Raw genomic sequence first — 20,310 nt, forward strand, 5'->3', positions numbered from 1 at the left:
CATTGGCCTTAGTCCATCAATCGCTTTACAGAGGAAGTGAGTACTTGTCCTCATTAAGTTGGCCGTCTTTCCTTAGTTTTCGGGGAAAAACCTCATCGACGGCCCTCCCTGCCTTCTCTCGGCTCACCGAGAAGGTTATAAATGGGCGCTAAGTTGTCTTTATAACCTTCCTGACTACTAAACTACTCCAGTGAAAAACAGAATTAGTTTTTTTATACTATTCGCCTTGCTTTGGCATTATTCGCAGGCCCAACATCCGCGCGTGTTTGTGCTAACCGACATTGAAAACGAACCAGACGATGCCATGTCCTTTGTTCGATTTCTAACCTATGCCAATCAATTTGACACCGAAGGCATCGTCGCTACCACCTCCTGTTGGCAGCGAACTAAAACCGCCGAGTGGCGTTTGCACGAGATCGTTCAGGCTTACGGAAAAGTCCGGGATAATCTGGAAATCCATGAGAAAGGCTTTCCGACCGAGGCTTACATGCATTCGGTGATCAAAAAAGGATTACCCGTTTTTGGCAAAGAGGGATTAGGCGATGGAAAAGACTCCGAAGGGTCGGATTGGCTCTTGAAGAGCATGCTCAAAAATGAGAGCCGGCCGCTTTTCATCCAGGCCTGGGGTGGCACCAACGTCCTGGCGCAGGCCCTTTGGAAACTCCAGCGAACGCAGCCAGAGAACACGGTTTCGAAGGTGATCGCCAACCTTAGAGTTTATACCATTTCTGATCAGGATGATACGGGTCCGTGGATTCGGAAAACCTTTCCCACCCTCTTTTACATTGTGAGTCCAGGCTTTGAAGAAAATGGGGGTGGACAATATCACTACGCTACCTGGACAGGTATTTCAGGCGACCGGATACATGGGCGTTTCCTGGGCGCTGACTCAACGCTGGTTGACAATAAAACCCTAGAGGAGCACGTGCGCCGGAATCATGGTCCGCTAGGCGAAAAATACCCTCAAGTGGCGGTTCTGATGGAAGGCGATACCCCTTCCTTTTTAGGACTAATCAACAACGGGTTAAATGATGCCGAACACCCTAATTATGGGAGTTGGGGAGGACGGTATGAGTTGGCTATTCCGCCCTACAAAAAGTATATGTACGAACCCGAAACCCGCCCGATCTGGACCGATACAGCAGATGAAGTATACAGTGAAATAACCCAAAGCTATCACACTAGCAATCAGGCAACGATCTGGCGGTGGCGAAACGCCTTCCAACAGGATTTCTTTGCCCGAATGGATTGGTGCGTCGCGAAAGCCTATGCAAAAGCAAATCACCCGCCTACCGTGCTGCTCAATCACCCAAATCAGCTTACGGTCAAATCTGGGACTGAAGTCGTTCTATCGGGTACTGGCACTGACCCCGACAACAATACATTGGCGTATAACTGGCTGTTCTATAAAGAGGTAGGCTCACTTAATGCGAGTCAACTCCTCTTGAAAAATCCCAAGAGTAGCGCCGTAACGTTTAGAGCGCCAACGGTGTCGGAAGTAAAAACAATGCATTTTATTTTAGAAGTTACCGACAATGGTACACCAAGTTTAACCCGCTACCAGCGGGTTATCGTGAATGTAATTCCTAAATAAATCAAGTATCCTGCTGTAGTTTGTCCATTATTGTAAAAAAAGACTAGCCATAGTAGGATACATCTTGTTCTTATCTACCCGACGTTTTTCTGAGCGGTTCTGAGTAATAGAGAGGTATCTTTTCTTTTAATAACTGTCAACGCTGATCCGTAGCATACAGTAAATCAACAAGGCACGATGATGGCATCCTCAATTCCGCACCTTACCATCAATGCCTTCCGCCAGGCCTTTGTCCAGCAGCCAGTTGCTACAGCCGACCCCGACACATTCAGCCAGATCGGCCGACTCGAAGATATGGCTCCCCAGCTTCGGGTGCCCACGCTGATGCACCGAACGGCTTACAACTACTTAGTACTGCCTACCCAAGGGCAAAGCCAGCATCTCTACAACACCGAACAGATTCAAACCAGTCCGGATACCCTGCTTCTGGTGCGGGTAGATACAATCACGGCTGTTCAGTCGATTAGCTCCAACATAGCCGGTTATTTTATCGGGTTCACTAATCCCGTAATCGACCCGTTGCTTACGCCTTACCAGCGGCAACAGTGGTACAGTATGCCCCCTCTTTTACCGCTTACGTCATCTGAACAGGTGTGGCTGCAAAGCCTGTGTGAACTGCTAATGGCGGAGCGGATGCTGACGACGAGCAAGTTGAGCGAGTCGGCCCTACATTTGCTAACGGCAATGATTGTCAAGTTGTTACCGAAAGCCACTGACTTCACAACTGGTCTCTCCCGCGACCAACTGCTGACAACCCGTTTCAAACAACTGGTCGGTCAGCACTGCTGTCGGTACCATTACATGCAGTATTACGCCAACGAGTTAGCCGTATCGGAGAATTACCTGTTTCGTTGTGTGAAGCGGGTAACGGGTAAAGCACCCAAGACGGTGCTGCTCGAAACGCTCGTACTTCATGCGATGGTTCAGCTACAGAACACCACCCTCGACATCAATGCCATTGCCAATGGCCTGGGTATCGAGGACACGTCATACTTTGGGCGCCTGTTTAAGAAGCACACGACACTGACACCAACCGGGTACCGGCAGTTGATTCAGCACGATTTGTCCGGTTCTTAACCGCATTGATCCTACCCTCAGCCTGGTCATCCTGGTGACCTTTGTGCCTATCATCAATCGGGCTGGCGGGCTCATTTCCTGAGGACGACTTTATGGCTAAACACGGACGCCAGTTAGCAACCAACCTGACGAAGGCCGGGATACGCCATGACATCAAAATTTGCCCAGGGGCGGGGTCATTCGTTTATGAACGAGAGCCGCTCGTTGTTCAGGGCCGAACCAGCGGCCGATGCTTGGCAACAGACACTGACGTTTTTTGACGCCCATCTCTGTCGCTCATCGCCCTCAATGAGCTATGTACAACCCTGTTAAACACGGATCGATCATGAATATTGCCATTTTTGGCGCGAACGGCGGCACGGGAAGCGAACTTGTCAAACAAGCCCTCGAACGAGGACACCAGGTAACGGCCATCGTCCGTAAACCAGAATCGTATAGGCTGACCCACGAGCGGCTGCGCGTGACGGCGGGTGACGCTATGAAGCCAGACACGTTTACCCAGGCACTCAAACAGCAGAATGCCGTTATCTCGGCGCTGGGAGTCAGTAGCTTTCGGGAGTCACTCAAACCCATGACGTTTCATCGCGAAACGGCGCACAACATCATCGAGCAAATGAAACGACAAGGCGTTAGCCGCCTGGTTTGCCTGACCAGTGTGGGCGTACTGGATAAACCGATTGGCCCGTTGTTTTACCTCTGGCTGATTAAACCGCTACTTAAGCACAAATACGAAGACATGCGGCAACTGGAAAAGACGGTTCGACACAGTGGGCTGGACTGGACAATTGTGCGTCCTTTTCGGCTTACCGACGGCCCCCGAACGGGACAGTACCGCGTAGCCGCCAATGGTGTGCTAGACGATGCTGGTTCGATTGCCCGAAGCGACATCGCGGATTTTATCCTCAACCAACTCGATATACCCCAATACGTTCACAAGACGCCAGCCATCGGATACTGAATAAGCCGATTTTTGTCAACTGAGCACCAGCTTATAGCCTCTCTGTTCAGCATTCCAACCCAGCCAGCAGGCGTGGTAACCAGCATTTGTAGCAGCCCCCTTAGCCTGGTCAACTCGTTTTGTGTCCACAGCGAGAGCCGTATGACGGGCATCGACAGATTAACAGCTGGTAAGATCAAAGAGAATTGATGTCAGGCTCAAATCTAACTTTTGGCTGGCCGAATTTTATATGTCTCTGAAGATAATCAAGACGATTTCAACTTGCTGAACCTCAAGTATATTCCAGTTTAGAAGAGCCTGACGGCAAGGATGAATGGGATGAAACGAAAACCCAGGAAATAACCAAAGACAACTTCGAACTATCTGGGCGAAGAACGAGGCTAACATAAGAGTAGTGGCTGTTGCAAAAGCCCAAAAACGGATTAACAAAACGAGTTTGTGAGCTATTTTCTGACCCTTACAGAAGCAAAACGGCTAAGGAATAGGGGACTTCCAGACTTTTGCAACAGCCACAGTAGTTATACAACGAGTGCCAAATAAATACAAAGCCTGACTGCAAAAAAGCCAGCATAAGCCGAGCGGTGGAGGTACCTGAATAAGTACACTGTCCGTAATGATACTGGCAATTAGAGCGATCAGTATACCCTTCCGCTTTGGCAAGGCGATGCTTTAGATGCTCTTCACTTTTTCGCTGTTTCCTTCGGCCACACGTACTGGAAGGTGTTGTTGATCGGGGCGCCGAAGTAATTGACCTTCAGGTAGTCCAGTCGTTTCTTGTGAATTTCCAGCCGCTGCTTGAAATCGTCGATGTTTCGGCTAGCCTGCGGGGTCCAGCCTGTTTCGGCCAGGGCAATCAGGCGTGGGTAGGCCATGTACTCGACCGAGTGCGTTGTCGGCAGGTATTCTGACCAGACGTTGCCTTGTACACCCAGAATGTGTTTTGATTGGTCGGCGGTCAGGCTGTCGGATACGGATGGATTGAAGCTATATACTTTTTCAAGGGGTAGTAAGCCACCAATGGTTACAGGTTGCGTTTTGGGGTCGGCCTGGTAATAGTCGAGGTAACAATAGGTGGTGGGACTCATCACGACATCATGATTTTGACGGGCCGCTGCAATGCCGCCACTGATGCCCCGCCAGCTCATCACCGTGGCGTTGGGCGACAGGCCGCCCTCCAGAATCTCGTCCCAGCCAATGATCCGGCGGCCTTTCGACGTAACAAATTTGTCGATGCGCTGAATAAAATAGCTCTGTAATTCGTGCTCGTCTTTGAGTCCCTTTTCTTTCATCAGCGCCTGACAGAAACGGCTCTGTTTCCACTGCGTTTTCGGGCATTCGTCGCCACCAATGTGAATGTATTGACTCGGAAATAAACCCATTACTTCGGTCAGGACATTTTCCAGAAAGGTGAAGGTCTCTTCGCGCGGAAACAGCACATCGTCATGAACGCCCCAGTTATAAGATACATCCAGAATCTTATCCGGATTGCTTCCCAGTTCGGGATAAGCGGCCAGCACGGCTACCGAGTGGCCGGGCATTTCGATCTCGGGTATGACGGTGATATAGCGTTCCTGCGCATACTTGACCACATCCCGCACCTCATCCTGAGTATAGAAACCACCATAGGGCTTGTCGTCATACGCGTGATCCCGGTAGTGACCCGCCATTGTCTTTTTACGAATCGAGCTAACTTCGGTTAGTTTAGGGTATTTCTTGATTTCAATCCGCCAGCCCTGATCTTCGGTCAGGTGCCAGTGAAAAGTGTTCATTTTGTGCAAGGCCAGCAGGTCGATGTACTTCTTGATAAATGCCACCGGATAAAAGTATCGGCCAACATCGAGCATCGATCCGCGATAACCATAACGGGGCTGATCGGTAATGGTACAGGCGGGCACCGTCCAGGCTACACCACTCACTTTCGTCGGACTGAAGATCGCGGCAGGCATCAGTTGCATAAGCGATTGCACACCATAAAAAAAGCCCTGTGGCTGTTCGGCAGCAATGATGATCTGTTTAGGCGAAACAACCAGTGTATAGCCCTCGGCCCCTAGTTGCTTTCCTTTAGCATCTACGAAGGAAATGCCTTTCGATGCGTTTCCTGTCGTAATCAGCGGGCTGAATCCAGTGGCCTTCGCTAGCTGGTCGGCCAGCACCTGCGCAATTCGGCGTACTTCGGGATTCGCTGATTGGACGCTAATGGCTGGTGTAGTGGGTAGTGTATAGCTGCCCTTACCCGCTTCCAACTGGGTAGGCTTGGGCAAAATGGCGTACGTAGCCGTTTGCGCTACGATGGCCTGAACCGAAACCAGCAGGGCGACTGCACAGAGAAGAACGTTTTTCATGAATGGAACTGGTTTAGTAGACCGGCAGAGGTAAAAGTAGTCAGGGGCACACTATTTACTTCAAATAAGGCCCTAGCACGGTCGCCCAACGCTCGTAGCCTGCGGGGAGCATATGTAGGCTATCGGGCTTGAACAAAGCGGGCACCGGTTGCTTGTTTGGCCCAAGCATAACGGGCCGGATGTCCACAAACTGCGTGTTTTTCTGTTTGCCCAAATACTGTTTGATGAGTTGATTAGCCACGTCATTTTCCGGGAAATATTGCCGACGCGAGGGGCTGGGCTTGATCGAAATAAAGGTGAACGTCGCCTTCGGTAATTTTTGCCGAACGTGCTCGAATAAAGCCACAAACCGATCGAAGGTCTGTTTACCGGTTTGTTTGCCTGTAGCAATGTCGTTCTCGCCCGCATACACCACAACCTGCTTTGGGTGATAAGGAACAATAATCCGGTCGGCGTAGAGCAGCACCTGACTCAGTTCGGAACCGCCGAAACCACGTTGCAGTATCTTTTTGTGTGGGAAATAAGTGGACAGGTTTTCCCACAACCGAATGGATGAGCTTCCTGTAAAAACAATCGCGTTCTGAGGTGGGGGCGAGGTAAGATCAGCTTGCTCAAAAGCCCGAATTTCGGCCTCGAATGGACGGTCTTGAGCAGTTAAGCAAAAGGGTAACAGGATGAAAAGAAGCACGCGAAGTGACTGGGGAAGTTTGTTCATTTGGCTAAGAAATCCAGAATCTAAATGTATCAATGAGCAACCAAGTTTGATTAACTTTCTCAAGCATAACTAATTCTCCTCGTCCACACTTACCACCGCAATAAAAACTAGCAAAAAACAAGGCCCTCGTTTTGTTTTGGTCAAATGAAATTCTTGACAGCCCAAAAAGATAGTGAGTTGATAAACTATCACCTTGTCGTTCTGATGGAGTCTTTGCCTGTTGCGATCGCATTATAATAGGACAACGAACGGTAAATTTATGAGCGAACAGGCGCTCTTGTTTAAGGGAGCTTGCTTGCTTGATCGTCTCGAAAAGCGATGCCCAAGCCGGGTCCTGAGCTCTCTTGCAACTTACCGTATTCTTTAAGTAATGGCAACGATCGCCCAATTTAGCAACCCACGACCAGGGAGTTGTCGGATGTATGTTGTTTGGATTAAATGTGGTTGAGTCATTTATAATAATGGCTCCCGCTGACGGGACGTTTTTGTAAAACGGAAAATCAGTTAAGTAAGCAGAATAAATTCTGTAATCTTCGTCGATCAGGTCAGTTGACGAATCTACAGATTTGCATGAAGTAAAGCATGCAAACAAACAGACTAAAAGGAGCGTATAAGGGCGAGTCATCTCTCGATAAGATTATGTTTTAATCAAGAGATTCACGCAAGACAACATTCCACAAAGAAATCTTTATAAGAAAGGCACAACCGACTCCAAACTCATGCCCCGCGATCCTTTTACCAGGATGTGTGTATCCGTCATCGGATTGTCCATCAGCCAGTTATGTAGTGAAAATTTGTCGGGAAAATAATACGCTTTGGGAAGGTAACCCAGCGCATAGTGCATGTCTTTTCCCGCCAGAATGACCAGGTCGAACTTGCTTTCGGCGATGAGTTTCCCGAGGGCCGTGTGTTCCGCTTCACTTTCCGGACCGAGTTCGTACATATCGCCCAGAATCACCACTTTCCGTTTGGCGGGTGTAGCAGCAAATTGCTGAATAGCCGCTGCCATCGAACTTGGATTGGCATTATAGGCGTCCAGCAATACGGTATTCGTGCCCTTTGTAATGTGTTGTGAACGATTATTGGTTGGATTGTAATCTGCCACGGCGCGGTTGACATCGTCGGACGAGACGCCGAAATACGCACCAATAGCCAGAGCCGCCAGCATATTCTCGAAGTTATAGCGACCCGGTAGGTGAGTCGTGACGTCGTGCCCCGAGCTATCCCGGTAAACGACCACGGGCGATTCACTGAGTAGGGTAATCGGTTCCTGATCCGATTCGGCAGCCGGATAGAAGATGACTTCGGCGAAGCTTGTTTCGGAACGGATCGCTTTTAATCGTTCCCGGTACATGGCTGTCAGGGTCTTGTCGCGCGAGTTGATAAAGACCGTTTTTGCGTTTTGAGCGAGGTAATCGTAAAGTTCTCCCTTGCCTTTTCTGACCCCCTCTATACCACCGAACCCTTCCAGATGCGCTTTGCCAACATTTGTAATCAGCCCGTGGGTGGGCTGGGCGATGGAGCAGAGTAACTCAATTTCTTTCTGGTGATTGGCACCCATTTCAACGATTGCCAGTTCATGCTGTTCGTTAAGCGCCAGGAGCGTGAGGGGCACGCCAATGTGGTTGTTGAGGTTGCCGACGGTAGCATACAACTGATAATTCTTCGACAAAACGGCCGCTATCAGTTCTTTTGTCGTGGTCTTGCCATTCGAACCCGTCAGCGCAATGACCGGAAAGGTAAACGTTTGGCGGTGATGGCGGGCTAAACCCTGAAGGGCCGTTAACCCATCCGCTACCAGCAGACAGCCCGCAACCCGGCTGGCCACCTCAGGATCGTCGACAACGGCATAACGGGCACCCGCTGCTAGGGCCTGTTCGGCAAATTTATTGCCATCGAAAGTATCCCCTTTGAGGGCGACAAACAGACAATCGGGCGTTATTCGGCGGGTATCAGTCGACACGCCCGCGCATTCCTGAAATTTATGATAGAGTTGTTCGATGGTGACCATCATATTCGGGTCGGTTTCAACGTTTTCTAAACGCAACGGATGTGAAGAAGCTGAAAGATTTACTTCTCTTACGGCTCACTTTCTGATTAAGCGATACCCAAAATTAGATGAAAAAGCTGTTTACGCTTTGTTTTTTAGTAATTCCCCTCGTTACGTTCGCGCAGTCGGCCGGAAAAATCTCCTTTCGCTATGAGCAAAGCCCAACGGTGAGTATAAATGGGCGGGCCTTGCTCAATCCGTGGGTAGGTGGCCTCAACACCACCCAGTACTCAACCATCCGGCTGAACAACGATTCGCGCGACGATCTGGCGGTGTTTGACCGGACAACCAATAAAGTCAGCACTTTTATTGCCATTGATAACCCAATTGGCAGTGGCATTGCCTGGCAGTATGCGCCTGAGTACGAAAAGGCATTTCCGCCCGTCATGTATAGCTGGATGTTGCTGGTCGATTATGACCTCGACGGTCGCAAAGACATATTTACCAACAGTGAAAAGGGGGTAGTCGTCTACCACAATGAATCGCAGGGCGGAGCCGTATCGTTCAAAGTTGCGGTCGATCCGCTCAAAACCATTGGCTTCAGCGGTTTCCAGACGCTTTATGTTACCTCCGTCGATTTGCCGGCCATCACCGATTACGACGATGATGGAGATATTGATATTATTACGTTCGATGCCGACGGCAACATCATTGCTTACCAGCAAAACATGAGCGTGGAGAAAACAGGCACAAAAGGGGGGCTCGACTTCATGCGAACGGGCGACCAGTGCTGGGGTCATTTTCATAAAGAATTCTGCAACGATTTTACGTTTGGTATTCAATGTGCCGATGGCTCGGGGCGGGTTGCTGCCAATCCAAGTGATGCCAAGCCTAATGCTGCCAAACCCAGTGGTGGCAAGCCAGCCGGGGCCAGGCCTATGCATACGGGCAACACGCTGACGGTAGTCGATACCGATGGAGATGGTAATAAAGACCTGCTGTTCGGCTTTGTGAGTTGCGAAAATATTGCCCGGCTGCACAATGCCGGCCCGAACAGTGCCAAAGCGAATTTTGTAAGCTACGATAGTTTGTTCCCCGCGACAAATCCGATTCTGTTCCCTGCCTTCCCGGCGACGTATTATGAAGACGTCGACGGCGATGGGCAGAAAGATTTACTGGCTTCGCCCAATGTCAACTTCAACGATGGGTATGCCTTTGATTTTCGGGCATCGGGCTGGTTTTATAAAAATACGGGGACAACCCAAAAGCCAGCGTTTCAGCTTATTCAGAAAGATTTTCTGCAAAGTGATATGCTCGATTTGGGCGAACGAGCCGCTCCCGCGCTGGCCGATCTGGATGGCGATGGCGATATGGATATGCTGGTGGGCTATGGCGGGGTAGGGCTGGGCTCCAGTTACCGCGCGGGTATCTGGCAGTTCGAAAACAAAGGCACTACGCAAAACCCGGCCTTCGCACTCGTGACCACTGACTACCTGGGTATAGGCCAATCGCTGGCGTTGACAAACATCGTGCCCTCCTTCGTCGATGTCGATAATAACGGAAGCATGGACCTGGTGATTACCGGTGCTTCGGCAACAAACACAGAAATTCGTGTGCTGGTCAATTCGGCAGCTAAAGGGGCTGCGGCTCAATATAATCTGGCTGGGGCTATCCGCTGGCCTAAACCTGATCTGATGGGCTCACTTGATCTGTTAACCGTAACGGATGTCGATAAAGATGGCAAACCTGATGTGCTGATTGGTCGCTATAACTTCGGTACGATTCTGTATTACCGGAACACCGGAACGGCTACCAATCCGGTATTCCAGTTGCAGAACCAGACCTTTGGCGGATTCACTACCGACGATTTCGTGTACGCAAAAGCGCGTTCGCTGGTTGTTGCCGATCTTAACGGCGATCAGAAAAATGAACTGATTGCTGCCGCCGACAATGGCACGGTTCGGGTGTATCAGTTTCCTGACCGCGCTGACCAGTCGTTTACCCTGATTGATTCGCTGGCGTCGCTGGGGTTACCCGGTAAGGGGCTGATTGCCGCCGTTGCCGACCTCGATGGGGATCAGCTTCCCGATCTGATGCTGGGCAGCACAGCCGGTGGAGTACGCTACCTCAAAAATACCTCACAGAAAGTAGTCGTAACGGGCGTCATTGAGGACGAGCCGACCAGCCCCTGGGTGTTCCCAAATCCAACAGACCGTTACCTGACGGTGCGTCCGCACTACGATGGGCGCATTGAATTGGTATCGTTATCGGGCCAATCCATGTTGCCCATACAAGCCGTCAAGACCGATGTTGAGACGATCCTTGATCTGGGTAATCTGGCCGATGGTACCTATCTATTGCGGCTTATGACGGACAATCGCCCAATACTGGTTCAGAAAGTAGTTGTCTGGAAATAACACTGGACTTTCTGAAAACTCTTTTTAGTCCCGGTGGTTAGAGAGGAACATCTGGTGGCCGGAAATGGGTATGTATCTAGCCCCGTCAGTGACCACCAGTTACTGAACCACTATGGAAAATACGAGTAGCTCCGGTCAGCAACAGGTTGACCAAAGTACGGGCGGGCCATTGGAAGGCATGTCGCCCCAAAATACCAATATGCCCGAAAATGATGCGGAGCAGGATGCGGTCGTGTATGCCGGCCTGGGCGTCAACAACGAACCTGACATCATGAATCAGGGAGACGACGAAGCTACGGATACGCTGCTGTATACAGATACGGCTACGGCACGTCATGCTACCGATGAACTCTCCAACGATGCAGAACTCGACGAGTTTGTGGATGATGCCAGCGACGATTTGTCGGACGATGAACTGGATGCTGAAATCACTGAGCTCGCCGAGGAAGAAGATGAAGGCAATGAGCGTTATTAATCAATACGTACCAACAAAAAAGTCCCCCTCAACCGAGTGGGACTTTTTTGTTGCCGAAAACGGCAGCTGGGTTGGCGCCGGGTAGGTGTTTATTGCTTCTATCGGCGGAATGACAAAAAGCACTTTGAAAACAAAGTTCGAACCGCGTCAAATATAATTGAGAAATGAACCGTAGAGAATGCGTTGATTTGCCTTTATATGTTATTCGTACATATTGACGTTCTATAGTCGCTCATTGCTTGTTCCCCGCTTTATGAAAAACATACCTCTGTACCTGATTGCTCTATTCTCTTTGTGGACGACGATCGGTAATGCTCAATCGAAAAACAAGTGGGAGTATCTGTTCGATGGCAAATCGACAGACAAGTTAAGAGGGTACAAAATGACTTCATTCCCAACGGATGCCTGGAAGGTTGAAGACGGTGCTCTGGTGGCTCAAACGGGCGTACCCAACATTGATCTGGTGACGAAGGATAGTTACAAAAACTTTGAACTCGCGCTGGACTGGAAAGTGTCCGTCGCTGGAAACAGCGGGGTATTTTACTACATGAACGAAGAGGCTGATCAACAGTCGGGGAATGGCAATAGCCCTAACTGGCTGGATAATTTTGAGATGCAGCTGCTGGACGATATCAACTTCAATGACAAAGCACCCATCCGGTCGGCGGGCTCGCTCTACGACCTGATCGTGCCTGTCAACAAACACCTCAAGCCGGTTGGCGAGTACAATGAATCCCGGCTGATCGTGAACAATAAGCATGTAGAACACTGGTTAAATGGCCGCAAAGTCGTTGAGTATGAGATAGGGTCACCCGATCTGACTGAGCGGATCAATAAGAGTAAATTCAGGAACAATCCCAAGTTTGCTAAATCGACCGATGGCTTGCTGATGCTTCAGCATCATGGCCAAAAAGTGTGGCTGAAAAACATTAAAGTCAGACGATTATAAGCGTACACTATTCCTAAACCTTACCTTATGAACCGGAAATTTTTGGTATCACTTTGCTGGGGCGGTCTGCTGGTTCTCCTTAGCCAATCCGTCTGGGCCCAATCGAAAGCCGTTGGGGTGTTCGATGGGCAGGGTGATATTGGCAGCGTTTTACATGCCGGCACAAGTACGTTTAATTCGGCCCACCAGTCGTATGCATTAACTGGCTCCGGGACGAATATCTGGGGCACAGCCGATGAATTTCAGTTTCTGTGGAAGCGCATAAAAGGTGACTTTATCGTCTACACACGAGGCAATCTGGTTGGCAAAGGTGTTGATCCGCACCGCAAGATTGGCTGGATGGCCCGCGCCAGTCTGGATGCCAATTCGCCCCAGGTGAGCGCTACGGTGCACGGCGACGGCCTTACGTCGCTCCAGTACCGTCGAACCGTTGGGGCCACCACAGAAGAAAATCGCTCGGCGGTTTCCGGGGCCGACATCATCCAGCTCGAACGCCGGGGCAATACCTTTACGCTGTGGGCAGCCAAATTTGGCGAGCCGTTTCAGGTGCGGGAAGTGACCGATATAAACCTGGGCGACGAAGTGTATGTCGGCTTGTTTGTCTGCGCCCATAACAAAGACGTTGTGGAGAAGGCGGATTTTCAGGATGTTCGAATCACCATACCGGCGAAGGTGGGGGCTCCATCCGGCAAAATGGATTTAGGGAGTCGTCTGGAGCTGATGGATGTGGCTACGGGCAAACGGGATGTGATTTTTACCGCGCCGAATTCCATTCAGGCACCCAACTGGACGCGCAATGGCAAAACGCTGATTTACAATAGCGAAGGCCTGATGTATAGTTTTGACCTGGCGCGCCGTCGGCCTGCTGTGCTGAATACGGGTACGATCAAAGAAAATAACAACGACCATGTGCTGGCTTTCGATGGGAAAATGATTGGGCTAAGCAGCACTGTTCGCGAACTTGGCGGATCAATTATTTATACGGTACCGGTTTCGGGCGGAACACCCAAGCAGATTACGCCCAAAGGTCCATCGTATCTGCATGGCTGGTCGCCGGATGGGAAGGATCTGGTGTTTTGCGGGTCGCGCAACAACGAATTCGACGTCTACAAAATACCAGCCGGGGGCGGTTCTGAAATCAGACTGACGGACGCCAAGGGGCTCGACGATGGCCCGGAATACACGCCCGACGGCAAGTATATTTATTTCAACTCCAACCGCACCGGCACTATGCAAATCTGGCGCATGAAGCCCGATGGCAGTAATCAGGAAGCGGTAACCAAAGGCGAGTTTCACGACTGGTTCGCGCATATTTCGCCGGACGGTAAATGGATGGTCTTTCTGTCTTTCCTGAAAGAGGAAGTAGAGGCTGGCGCTCACCCGCCTTACAAGCACGTGTATTTGCGACTCATGCCTGTTGCCGGAGGGCAACCCAAAGTTATTGCCTATGTGTATGGTGGACAGGGCTCTATCAATACGCCCTCCTGGTCGCCCGATAGCAAACGGATCGCCTTTGTGAGCAATACCGATGTACAGGCCATTAGCCCGGCTGATGTGGCCGGGAAATAAGACCCAGCAGACAGGCCGTTGCTCGTCTGCATTTCGTGACTGCTCCTGCATCCTGTAGGAGTGGCTATTTTAACCAGAACAAGTTTATGCAGACAAGACGTACGTTTTTAAAAACATCAGGCTGTTTAGCCGCCGGTGCCCTGCTCGCGCCCAATCTGGCAAAAGCCGCGAAGGTGAAGGATATTGGTATCCAGCTGTACACCGTTCGGAAGGAGATGCTGGAAGATGCCACGGGTACATTAAAAAAGTTGGCTAAAATCGGCTACAAACAGTTGGAGTCGGCCCGCAGTGACAAGGGAAATTTTTATGGCCTGCAACCCAAAGAAATCAAAAAGATTGCCGGTGATCTGGGAATGACCGTTCGCAGCGGGCATGTGCACATCGACAAGGACTGGCAACGCTCCATCGACATGGCTGCCGAAGCGGGGCAAACCTATCTCGTATGCTCATCACTGCCATCGGAAGGCCAGACCGTAGCCAATTACCAGCGTTGTGCCGATGCTTTTTCGAAAGCGGCTGAGGCCTGCAAGAAAGCCAATCTGGTGTTTGGTTACCACAACCACGAGTACGAGTTCGACAAGGTTGACGGGAAGGTGTTGTACGATATTTTACTGGATCGCACCGACCCCACTCTCGTCAAAATGGAAATGGATTTAGGCTGGGTTATCGTAACCGGCAATGATCCGCTGGCTTATTTTAAGAAATATCCGGGCCGTTTTCCGTTATGGCACCTCAAGGATATGGATAAAGCGAAAAAGGAAAGTACGGAATTTGGGAAAGGGCAGATCAACGTGAAGCAGATGTTGCAGAACATGGACAAGTCGGGGGTGAAATACTTTTTTGTCGAGCAGGAAGAGTACCCGAAAACGGCATTGGAAAGCGCCAAATATGACTACGACTACCTGGCCCGGCTCGACTACTAACGGACGATTGCTACCTAAATTGCCTATTTAATCGAACCGACCATGGTAAACGCTACCGCTCTCTTTTACCGATTCGTTGTCGTTGCGCTGATAGGTGGGTTGCCTATTACGGTTTGTGCGCAGGGAAGTCCGGCCGAAATACCCCTCTGGCCGAAAGGCGCTCCTGGTTTCGAAGACCGGCGCACTGAACCTGAACAGGCTAAAGATTACTGGGTGCGGCACATCAATAACCCATCCATAACCGTCTATCTGCCGCCCAAAGAGAAAGCCACGGGCGCTGCCGTTGTTATTTGTCCCGGTGGCGGGCATCGTGAACTCGTATTTAATGCCGAAGGGCGCCAGCCAGCCGAATACCTTAACAGCATCGGAGTAGCTGCTTTTGTCCTCAAATATCGGCTGGCCCGGGAAGAAAATTCGCCCTATTCGCTCGACAAACACCCGCGTGAGGATGCGTATAGAGCCATGCGGCTTGTGCGCAGCAAAGCGAAAGAGTTTGGTATTGACCCTAATCGGCTGGGGATGCTCGGTTTTTCGGCGGGTGGCGAAGTGGTAGAAATGGTCGCGTATGCACCCGGTAAAGGCCTCGCCGACGCACCCGACCCCATTGACCGGCTCGACGGGAAGCCCGCTTTTCAGATGCTGATTTACCCTGGCCCACTGGGCGTTCCAGAAACCGTTCCCGCCGACGCACCACCCGCCTTTATGCTAGCCGCCAATGACGATATGTGCTGTTCTGGACCTGTTGTTACCTTGCTTCAGAAGTATCGGGCGGCCAAGGTGCCGGTGGAAGCCCATATCTATACACAGGGAAAACACGGCTTCAATATGGGCGACCGATCTACGTTAAAGTCGATCAACACCTGGCCACAGCGAATGGCCGATTGGCTGGTCGACAACAATTTTTTAAAACCAGCCACCAGTAGCCCAGCCGCTAGCACCAGTAAATGAATGTAGCACGTTCGCTCAAAGCTGTGCCTTACCAGTAGCTATAAAATAATTAGGAGCCTTCTTGGAACGAATGATTAACTAATTTAACTTGATAAACTCATTTTAAATCGGGTAGCGATGAACTGGTGGATCGTGCTTCAGGTAGGTCGTTGGGTGACCAGCATAACTGGCCTGTCAGAAGCCTATTTGCTATCGGATGAAGCCTTTTTTGCGCAGCCTATCAGTCAGCAGGTGATGGTTCTGGAGAAACCTGATAGCGCCTTGTTGGATGTTGCTCTGTTTCAGGCGACCAACGAGGCTCGCCGTGTGGCAGGCTTATCCATACTCCAGTTCGATTGGGCTCTGTATCAGGCCGCCCGAAGCCACGCCGAATCAATGATTCAGCATGATTATACGAGTCATGAAAACCTCTACCAGCTATCCGATCTGACGCTGCTGAATCGAGTTAAAAAACAGACAAACCGATTTGGCCGCTTAGCCGAGAACATCGGCAGATACCAGACCATCGATACGCCCGAGTGGTTTAGTGCACGTTTCAATGCCCGGCGTCAGCAATACGAATACCTGAGTTCGGAGAGTAAGCAATTGTACGGGCCGTATACCTACGCGAGTTATGCCCGTTATGCGGTGGTACAGTGGCTCAATTCGCCCCACCACCGGGATAACCTGCTGAATCCGCTATACACCCACGTTGGATGTGCTACGCGTTTATCGACCCATCCATTCAAACAGCGTCGCCCGCCGTTCGGTCAGGTGGTCCAAAATTTTGGCACACCCTTTACGACCACTCAGGTTGGTCGATAGCAAGCTGCTGTATCCAGCATAGCCTCTTCTACTAATTGTTTTATTACCCGTTTTGGCCTCACGGCGTCAGGTTTGCCTGCACTAGTGTAGGTTGTTGAGGCACCTATTCTCAAAAGTGTCAGCGATTGACTCATTTGTGACAGCCCCTGGCCGCTAACCTGCCGACCTTTGACCTATCCAAAACGGAAAATAAATCATAAAAACACATACATCATGAAAGCCCTCATCAATCCCCTCGTCATTGCTTTTGCCTTAACCCTGGCTACTTTTTCGGCTTCATTGGCCAACACCAATCCCGGCGGACGCCCAGCCACGGTGGCTAGTTACAAAACGGGTATGTACACCACCGCAGAAGGTAAACTTCAGATTGCCGTGGATAAAGAAGCGACGGGTGCGGTCGACATTCAGCTAGTAAATGCAGACGGCAAAGTACTGTTCGCTCAACGGGTGGCCAAGAAAGAAACGATAGCCCGCCTTCGGCTGACATTGAGTGATCTGCCCGACGGAGCTTATCAGGTTCGGGTTAGTAATGGAGTTGATACGACGACCCACTCGGTGACGTTATCGACCAACCAGCCCAGTGCACCCAGTCGTCTGGTGGCCATCAATTAAGTTCAGTTTTTCCTACCCTTACCTACATTAGAGAAAGGCAGCCATTCGGAAGAGTGGCTGCCTTTTTTGCTGAACAAGAATCGAGTGCAGACGGACTTATAGTCGCTGAATTTCCCGCCCAAAAAGGCTCGTTCTTCCAGCGAAACACCACCGTGTGCTTTAGCTACTCGAAACAGGTTGTGAACGAACCATTTCTTTAGTGGCTGACCTTATAAAAACGCGTCAGTTATTTTTTGGCTGCGATAAACTAACATTAAAGCAGGTTCCATCTCCGGGGGATGAGCGAATCGTTAGTGATCCGTTCAGGGTGTCGACAAGGTGTTTGACCAGGGGTAAGCCAAACCCATAGCCCGACTCCCCGGCCGTGCCCTGACTGGATTGGCCCTGGCCGTTTAAAATGTGGTTGACTTTTTCTTCGGTCATACCCACGCCCGTATCCTGAACCGTAAGGAGGAGCATATTGTGTGAGCCTTCCATGGTCAGCTTGGTGTTGACTTCAACACGGCCTTCCTGCGGAGTGAACTTGATGGCATTTGAAATTAAATTGCCCACTATCTGAAGCACTTTATTGCGCGAAAAGGGCATTAATTCGGTGGAGGAATCTGTGGTAACAGAGAGATGAACCCCTTTTACCAGTGCCTGAGGTGCATATAGCTTTTCTAAATTGTCCTTCAATTTCAACTGATGGAAAACCTCTTCGGCTGTCTCGTTTTTGTTTTTCCATTTATCGTCCTGGACGAGTATTTCATCCGCCAGTTCGAGCAGCGACTTACTGCTCATTTGAATCAGCTCGATAAATTCCAGTATCTCTTTCAGTTTGATACTATCGCCACTGCTGGTGACCAGTTGAGCCATGGTGATGATGCCACCCAAAGGCCCCCGAATGTCATGTGCTACCCGTTTACGTGATTCATTCAGTTCAGACGCGTGCCGTTTCAGGTAGTGAATCTCCCGGATGGTATTCAGTCGGCTAACGATCTCCGCGGCTATAATCCGTAAGAGTTCAATTTTCTCGGGGTCAAGCTCTTTGGGCGTAGTATCGAGTACGCAAAGCGCGCCAAGTGAATTGCCTTTACTCGACTTGAGGGGTATGCCAAAATAATACCGTAGCTTGGGGTCTTCGGCGACATACCACTGTTTGGCAAATCGTTCATCACTTTGCAAATCCTTAACCTCAAAGCTATTTTCCTCCAGGATGGTGTATTGACAAACTGATTCTTCACGGGGCATAAACTGTAAATCCAGCCCGTGATTAGTAATTGTCCACTGCGTGTAGGAGTCAATCAGATTGATTAAGGAAATATCCGTTCCCGTAACTTTGGCCGCCAGGGTAGTCAGATCTTTAAACTTGTCCTGTAAGGATGTGTAATCCAGGTCAAAGTCGGCCAGGTCAACAAGACGTTGAAATTCGTTCTCGGCAATTGGATAGCCAGGTTTCATATAATTCGAAAAAGTACAAATTCGTTTTTGTGTTTTGTTACGTGTGCAAACGCATCGTTCAGCCTCACTAATTACCTAGACGGCAATTTACTGTTTATTGATTTATGGTAATTTAATATTTTCATATATTTGATATGTGGTAAATAGAGCTTCTTTCTGTGTTGAATAATCGCCTTCTGGATACATAGTAATCGGCTCTGGTGGTCACGAGGTACTTGAATCCCAATTCGCTGGCACCTTCCTCCAGAACCAGCCGTAAATGAAACGTATCTGCACAGTCAGCCGACTTGAGATATCTGAACGGGTAGTTAACTACTTTATCGTTTAGGCTCAGAGCCAGAAAGGCTCATGTTGTGGATGCGGTCACCAGAACGATTCGGTGGATGCACATGTCCGGCTGTTTCCGGCTTAACTACAGTTAAAATCTCCTCATTTTACCGTATTTCCATCTGTTTTTACCGCTGTCTCCAGTCCTTTACCCCGTAGGTTTGTCCCAGCAATCGTCAACAAAGCATGAACAGGCGGTTGATTTTTGATTGATTGAAACGATCGGTAGTTACAAGGGCAATCAACCAGTGAATAGTAGGGTAATGACTGTGAAAACGGGAACTACGCACCTATAATTTTTTCATTTACGTCCAATAGTTAATCTTAAAAACATGAGCAAGATCACAGTAAGTGACGGGACCGAGATTTATTATAAAGATTGGGGAACAGGCCAACCTCTTGTGTTTCATCACGGCTGGCCATTATCAAGTGATGATTGGGACGCACAATCGATGTTTTTCGTAAGTCGGGGATTTCGAGTCATCGCCCATGATCGTAGAGGACATGGTCGTTCGTCTCAAACTTCCGAGGGCCATAATATGGACACGTATGTAGCTGATGTGGCGGAGCTTATGGCGTTTCTTGATATAAAAGATGCGATTCATATTGGCCACTCGACGGGGGGGGGCGAAGTGATCCGTTATGTGGCCAGACATGGCCAGGGCCGGGTTGCCAAAGCCGTACTGATTAGTGCCGTTACGCCACTAATGGTACAAACCGAAGCGAATCCCGACGGAATTCCTTTGTCGGTATTCGATGAAATACGGGAAGGTACGGCTACCCACCGCCCCCAATATTTTCAGGATTTCACGTTGCCTTTTTATGGCTACAATCGGGAAGGGGCCACAATTTCGCAAGGCATTCGGGATAATTGGTGGCGACAGGGCATGATGGGTAGTATAAAAGCCCATCACGATGGTATCAAGGCATTTTCAGAAACTGATTTTACAGAAGATCTTAAAAGCGTTGATGTACCTGTTCTGGTGCTGCACGGGGAGGATGACCAGATCGTTCCATTCCCTATTTCCGGCGCAAAGGCGGTAAAATTGTTAAAACATGGGAAACTGATCTCGTATCCGGGCTTTCCTCATGGAATGCCCACCACCGAAGCGGCCACCATTAACGCAGACCTACTGGCTTTTATCAATTCGTAATGCACCGATGGCTTAC

Annotated in this window: 18 protein-coding genes; 13 read left to right on the plus strand and 5 right to left on the minus strand. The window is 49.9% G+C overall.

What is annotated here, in order from left to right; translation table 11 throughout:
- Positions 1-190 precede the first annotated feature (190 nt).
- The 4 genes from SD10_RS02125 (at position 191) to SD10_RS02135 (ending at position 3,629) form a co-directional block, all read left to right on the plus strand.
- Positions 191-1,594 (plus strand): DUF1593 domain-containing protein, encoded by a 1,404-nt coding sequence (locus SD10_RS02125; protein WP_052731044.1) that lies wholly within the window; start codon positions 191-193, stop codon positions 1,592-1,594.
- A gap of 177 nt (positions 1,595-1,771) precedes the next feature.
- Complete coding sequence (locus SD10_RS28555; RefSeq protein WP_052731045.1) at positions 1,772-2,671, plus strand: helix-turn-helix transcriptional regulator; 900 nt, start codon at positions 1,772-1,774, stop codon at positions 2,669-2,671.
- Between the two features lie 147 nt (positions 2,672-2,818).
- The gene (locus SD10_RS29310) at positions 2,819-2,983 is read left to right on the plus strand and encodes a dienelactone hydrolase family protein (RefSeq protein ID WP_148562368.1); all 165 of its coding nucleotides are present in this window, start codon (positions 2,819-2,821) and stop codon (positions 2,981-2,983) included.
- Between the two features lie 13 nt (positions 2,984-2,996).
- On the plus strand, positions 2,997-3,629 hold the full coding sequence (locus tag SD10_RS02135; protein WP_046375473.1) for an NAD(P)-dependent oxidoreductase: 633 nt from the start codon (positions 2,997-2,999) through the stop codon (positions 3,627-3,629).
- 680 nt (positions 3,630-4,309) lie between these two features.
- Here the strand turns inward: SD10_RS02135 and SD10_RS02140 are convergent.
- The 4 genes from SD10_RS02140 to SD10_RS02150 all read right to left on the minus strand — a co-directional run bounded on the left by SD10_RS02140 (position 4,310) and on the right by SD10_RS02150 (position 8,697).
- The gene (locus SD10_RS02140) at positions 4,310-5,971 is read right to left on the minus strand and encodes a beta-N-acetylhexosaminidase (RefSeq protein ID WP_046375474.1); all 1,662 of its coding nucleotides are present in this window, start codon (positions 5,969-5,971) and stop codon (positions 4,310-4,312) included.
- Between the two features lie 55 nt (positions 5,972-6,026).
- Positions 6,027-6,686: a GDSL-type esterase/lipase family protein gene (locus SD10_RS02145; protein WP_046375475.1), complete on the minus strand. Its 660-nt coding sequence runs from the start codon at positions 6,684-6,686 to the stop codon at positions 6,027-6,029.
- Positions 6,687-6,690: 4 nt separating this feature from the next.
- Entirely contained in the window at positions 6,691-7,311 is a 621-nt protein-coding gene (locus tag SD10_RS29935; RefSeq protein ID WP_227699122.1) for a hypothetical protein, read from the minus strand.
- 63 nt (positions 7,312-7,374) lie between these two features.
- Positions 7,375-8,697, minus strand: coding sequence for a UDP-N-acetylmuramoyl-tripeptide--D-alanyl-D-alanine ligase (locus tag SD10_RS02150; protein ID WP_148562531.1), 1,323 nt, complete (start codon positions 8,695-8,697; stop codon positions 7,375-7,377).
- Positions 8,698-8,804: 107 nt separating this feature from the next.
- Between SD10_RS02150 and SD10_RS02155 the strand changes: the two genes are divergently transcribed.
- The 8 genes from SD10_RS02155 to SD10_RS02190 all read left to right on the plus strand — a co-directional run bounded on the left by SD10_RS02155 (position 8,805) and on the right by SD10_RS02190 (position 17,373).
- A complete protein-coding gene (locus SD10_RS02155; protein ID WP_046375477.1) occupies positions 8,805-11,093 on the plus strand; it encodes a T9SS type A sorting domain-containing protein in 2,289 nt (762 codons plus the stop codon).
- 112 nt (positions 11,094-11,205) lie between these two features.
- Entirely contained in the window at positions 11,206-11,568 is a 363-nt protein-coding gene (locus tag SD10_RS02160; RefSeq protein WP_046375478.1) for a hypothetical protein, read from the plus strand.
- 253 nt (positions 11,569-11,821) lie between these two features.
- Entirely contained in the window at positions 11,822-12,517 is a 696-nt protein-coding gene (locus SD10_RS02165) for a 3-keto-disaccharide hydrolase (protein WP_046375479.1), read from the plus strand.
- 27 nt (positions 12,518-12,544) lie between these two features.
- Positions 12,545-14,086 (plus strand): TolB family protein, encoded by a 1,542-nt coding sequence (locus tag SD10_RS02170; protein ID WP_046375480.1) that lies wholly within the window; start codon positions 12,545-12,547, stop codon positions 14,084-14,086.
- Positions 14,087-14,172: 86 nt separating this feature from the next.
- Complete coding sequence (locus tag SD10_RS02175) at positions 14,173-15,009, plus strand: TIM barrel protein (protein ID WP_046375481.1); 837 nt, start codon at positions 14,173-14,175, stop codon at positions 15,007-15,009.
- 42 nt (positions 15,010-15,051) lie between these two features.
- Positions 15,052-15,957 (plus strand): alpha/beta hydrolase, encoded by a 906-nt coding sequence (locus SD10_RS02180; protein ID WP_082111486.1) that lies wholly within the window; start codon positions 15,052-15,054, stop codon positions 15,955-15,957.
- A 117-nt stretch (positions 15,958-16,074) separates the two neighbouring features.
- Positions 16,075-16,761 carry a CAP domain-containing protein gene (locus SD10_RS02185; RefSeq protein ID WP_046375482.1) on the plus strand — a complete coding sequence of 229 codons (687 nt, stop codon included), beginning with the start codon at positions 16,075-16,077 and terminating at the stop codon, positions 16,759-16,761.
- 213 nt (positions 16,762-16,974) lie between these two features.
- The gene (locus SD10_RS02190; protein WP_046375483.1) at positions 16,975-17,373 is read left to right on the plus strand and encodes a T9SS type A sorting domain-containing protein; all 399 of its coding nucleotides are present in this window, start codon (positions 16,975-16,977) and stop codon (positions 17,371-17,373) included.
- Positions 17,374-17,595: 222 nt separating this feature from the next.
- Here SD10_RS02190 and SD10_RS02195 read toward each other — a convergent pair whose 3' ends face one another.
- A complete protein-coding gene (locus SD10_RS02195) occupies positions 17,596-18,813 on the minus strand; it encodes a GAF domain-containing sensor histidine kinase (protein ID WP_046375484.1) in 1,218 nt (405 codons plus the stop codon).
- A 659-nt stretch (positions 18,814-19,472) separates the two neighbouring features.
- Between SD10_RS02195 and SD10_RS02200 the strand changes: the two genes are divergently transcribed.
- A complete protein-coding gene (locus tag SD10_RS02200) occupies positions 19,473-20,294 on the plus strand; it encodes an alpha/beta fold hydrolase (RefSeq protein ID WP_046375485.1) in 822 nt (273 codons plus the stop codon).
- Positions 20,295-20,310: the final 16 nt, after the last annotated feature.

Source organism: Spirosoma radiotolerans, from assembly GCF_000974425.1.
Lineage (GTDB): Bacteria > Bacteroidota > Bacteroidia > Cytophagales > Spirosomataceae > Spirosoma > Spirosoma radiotolerans.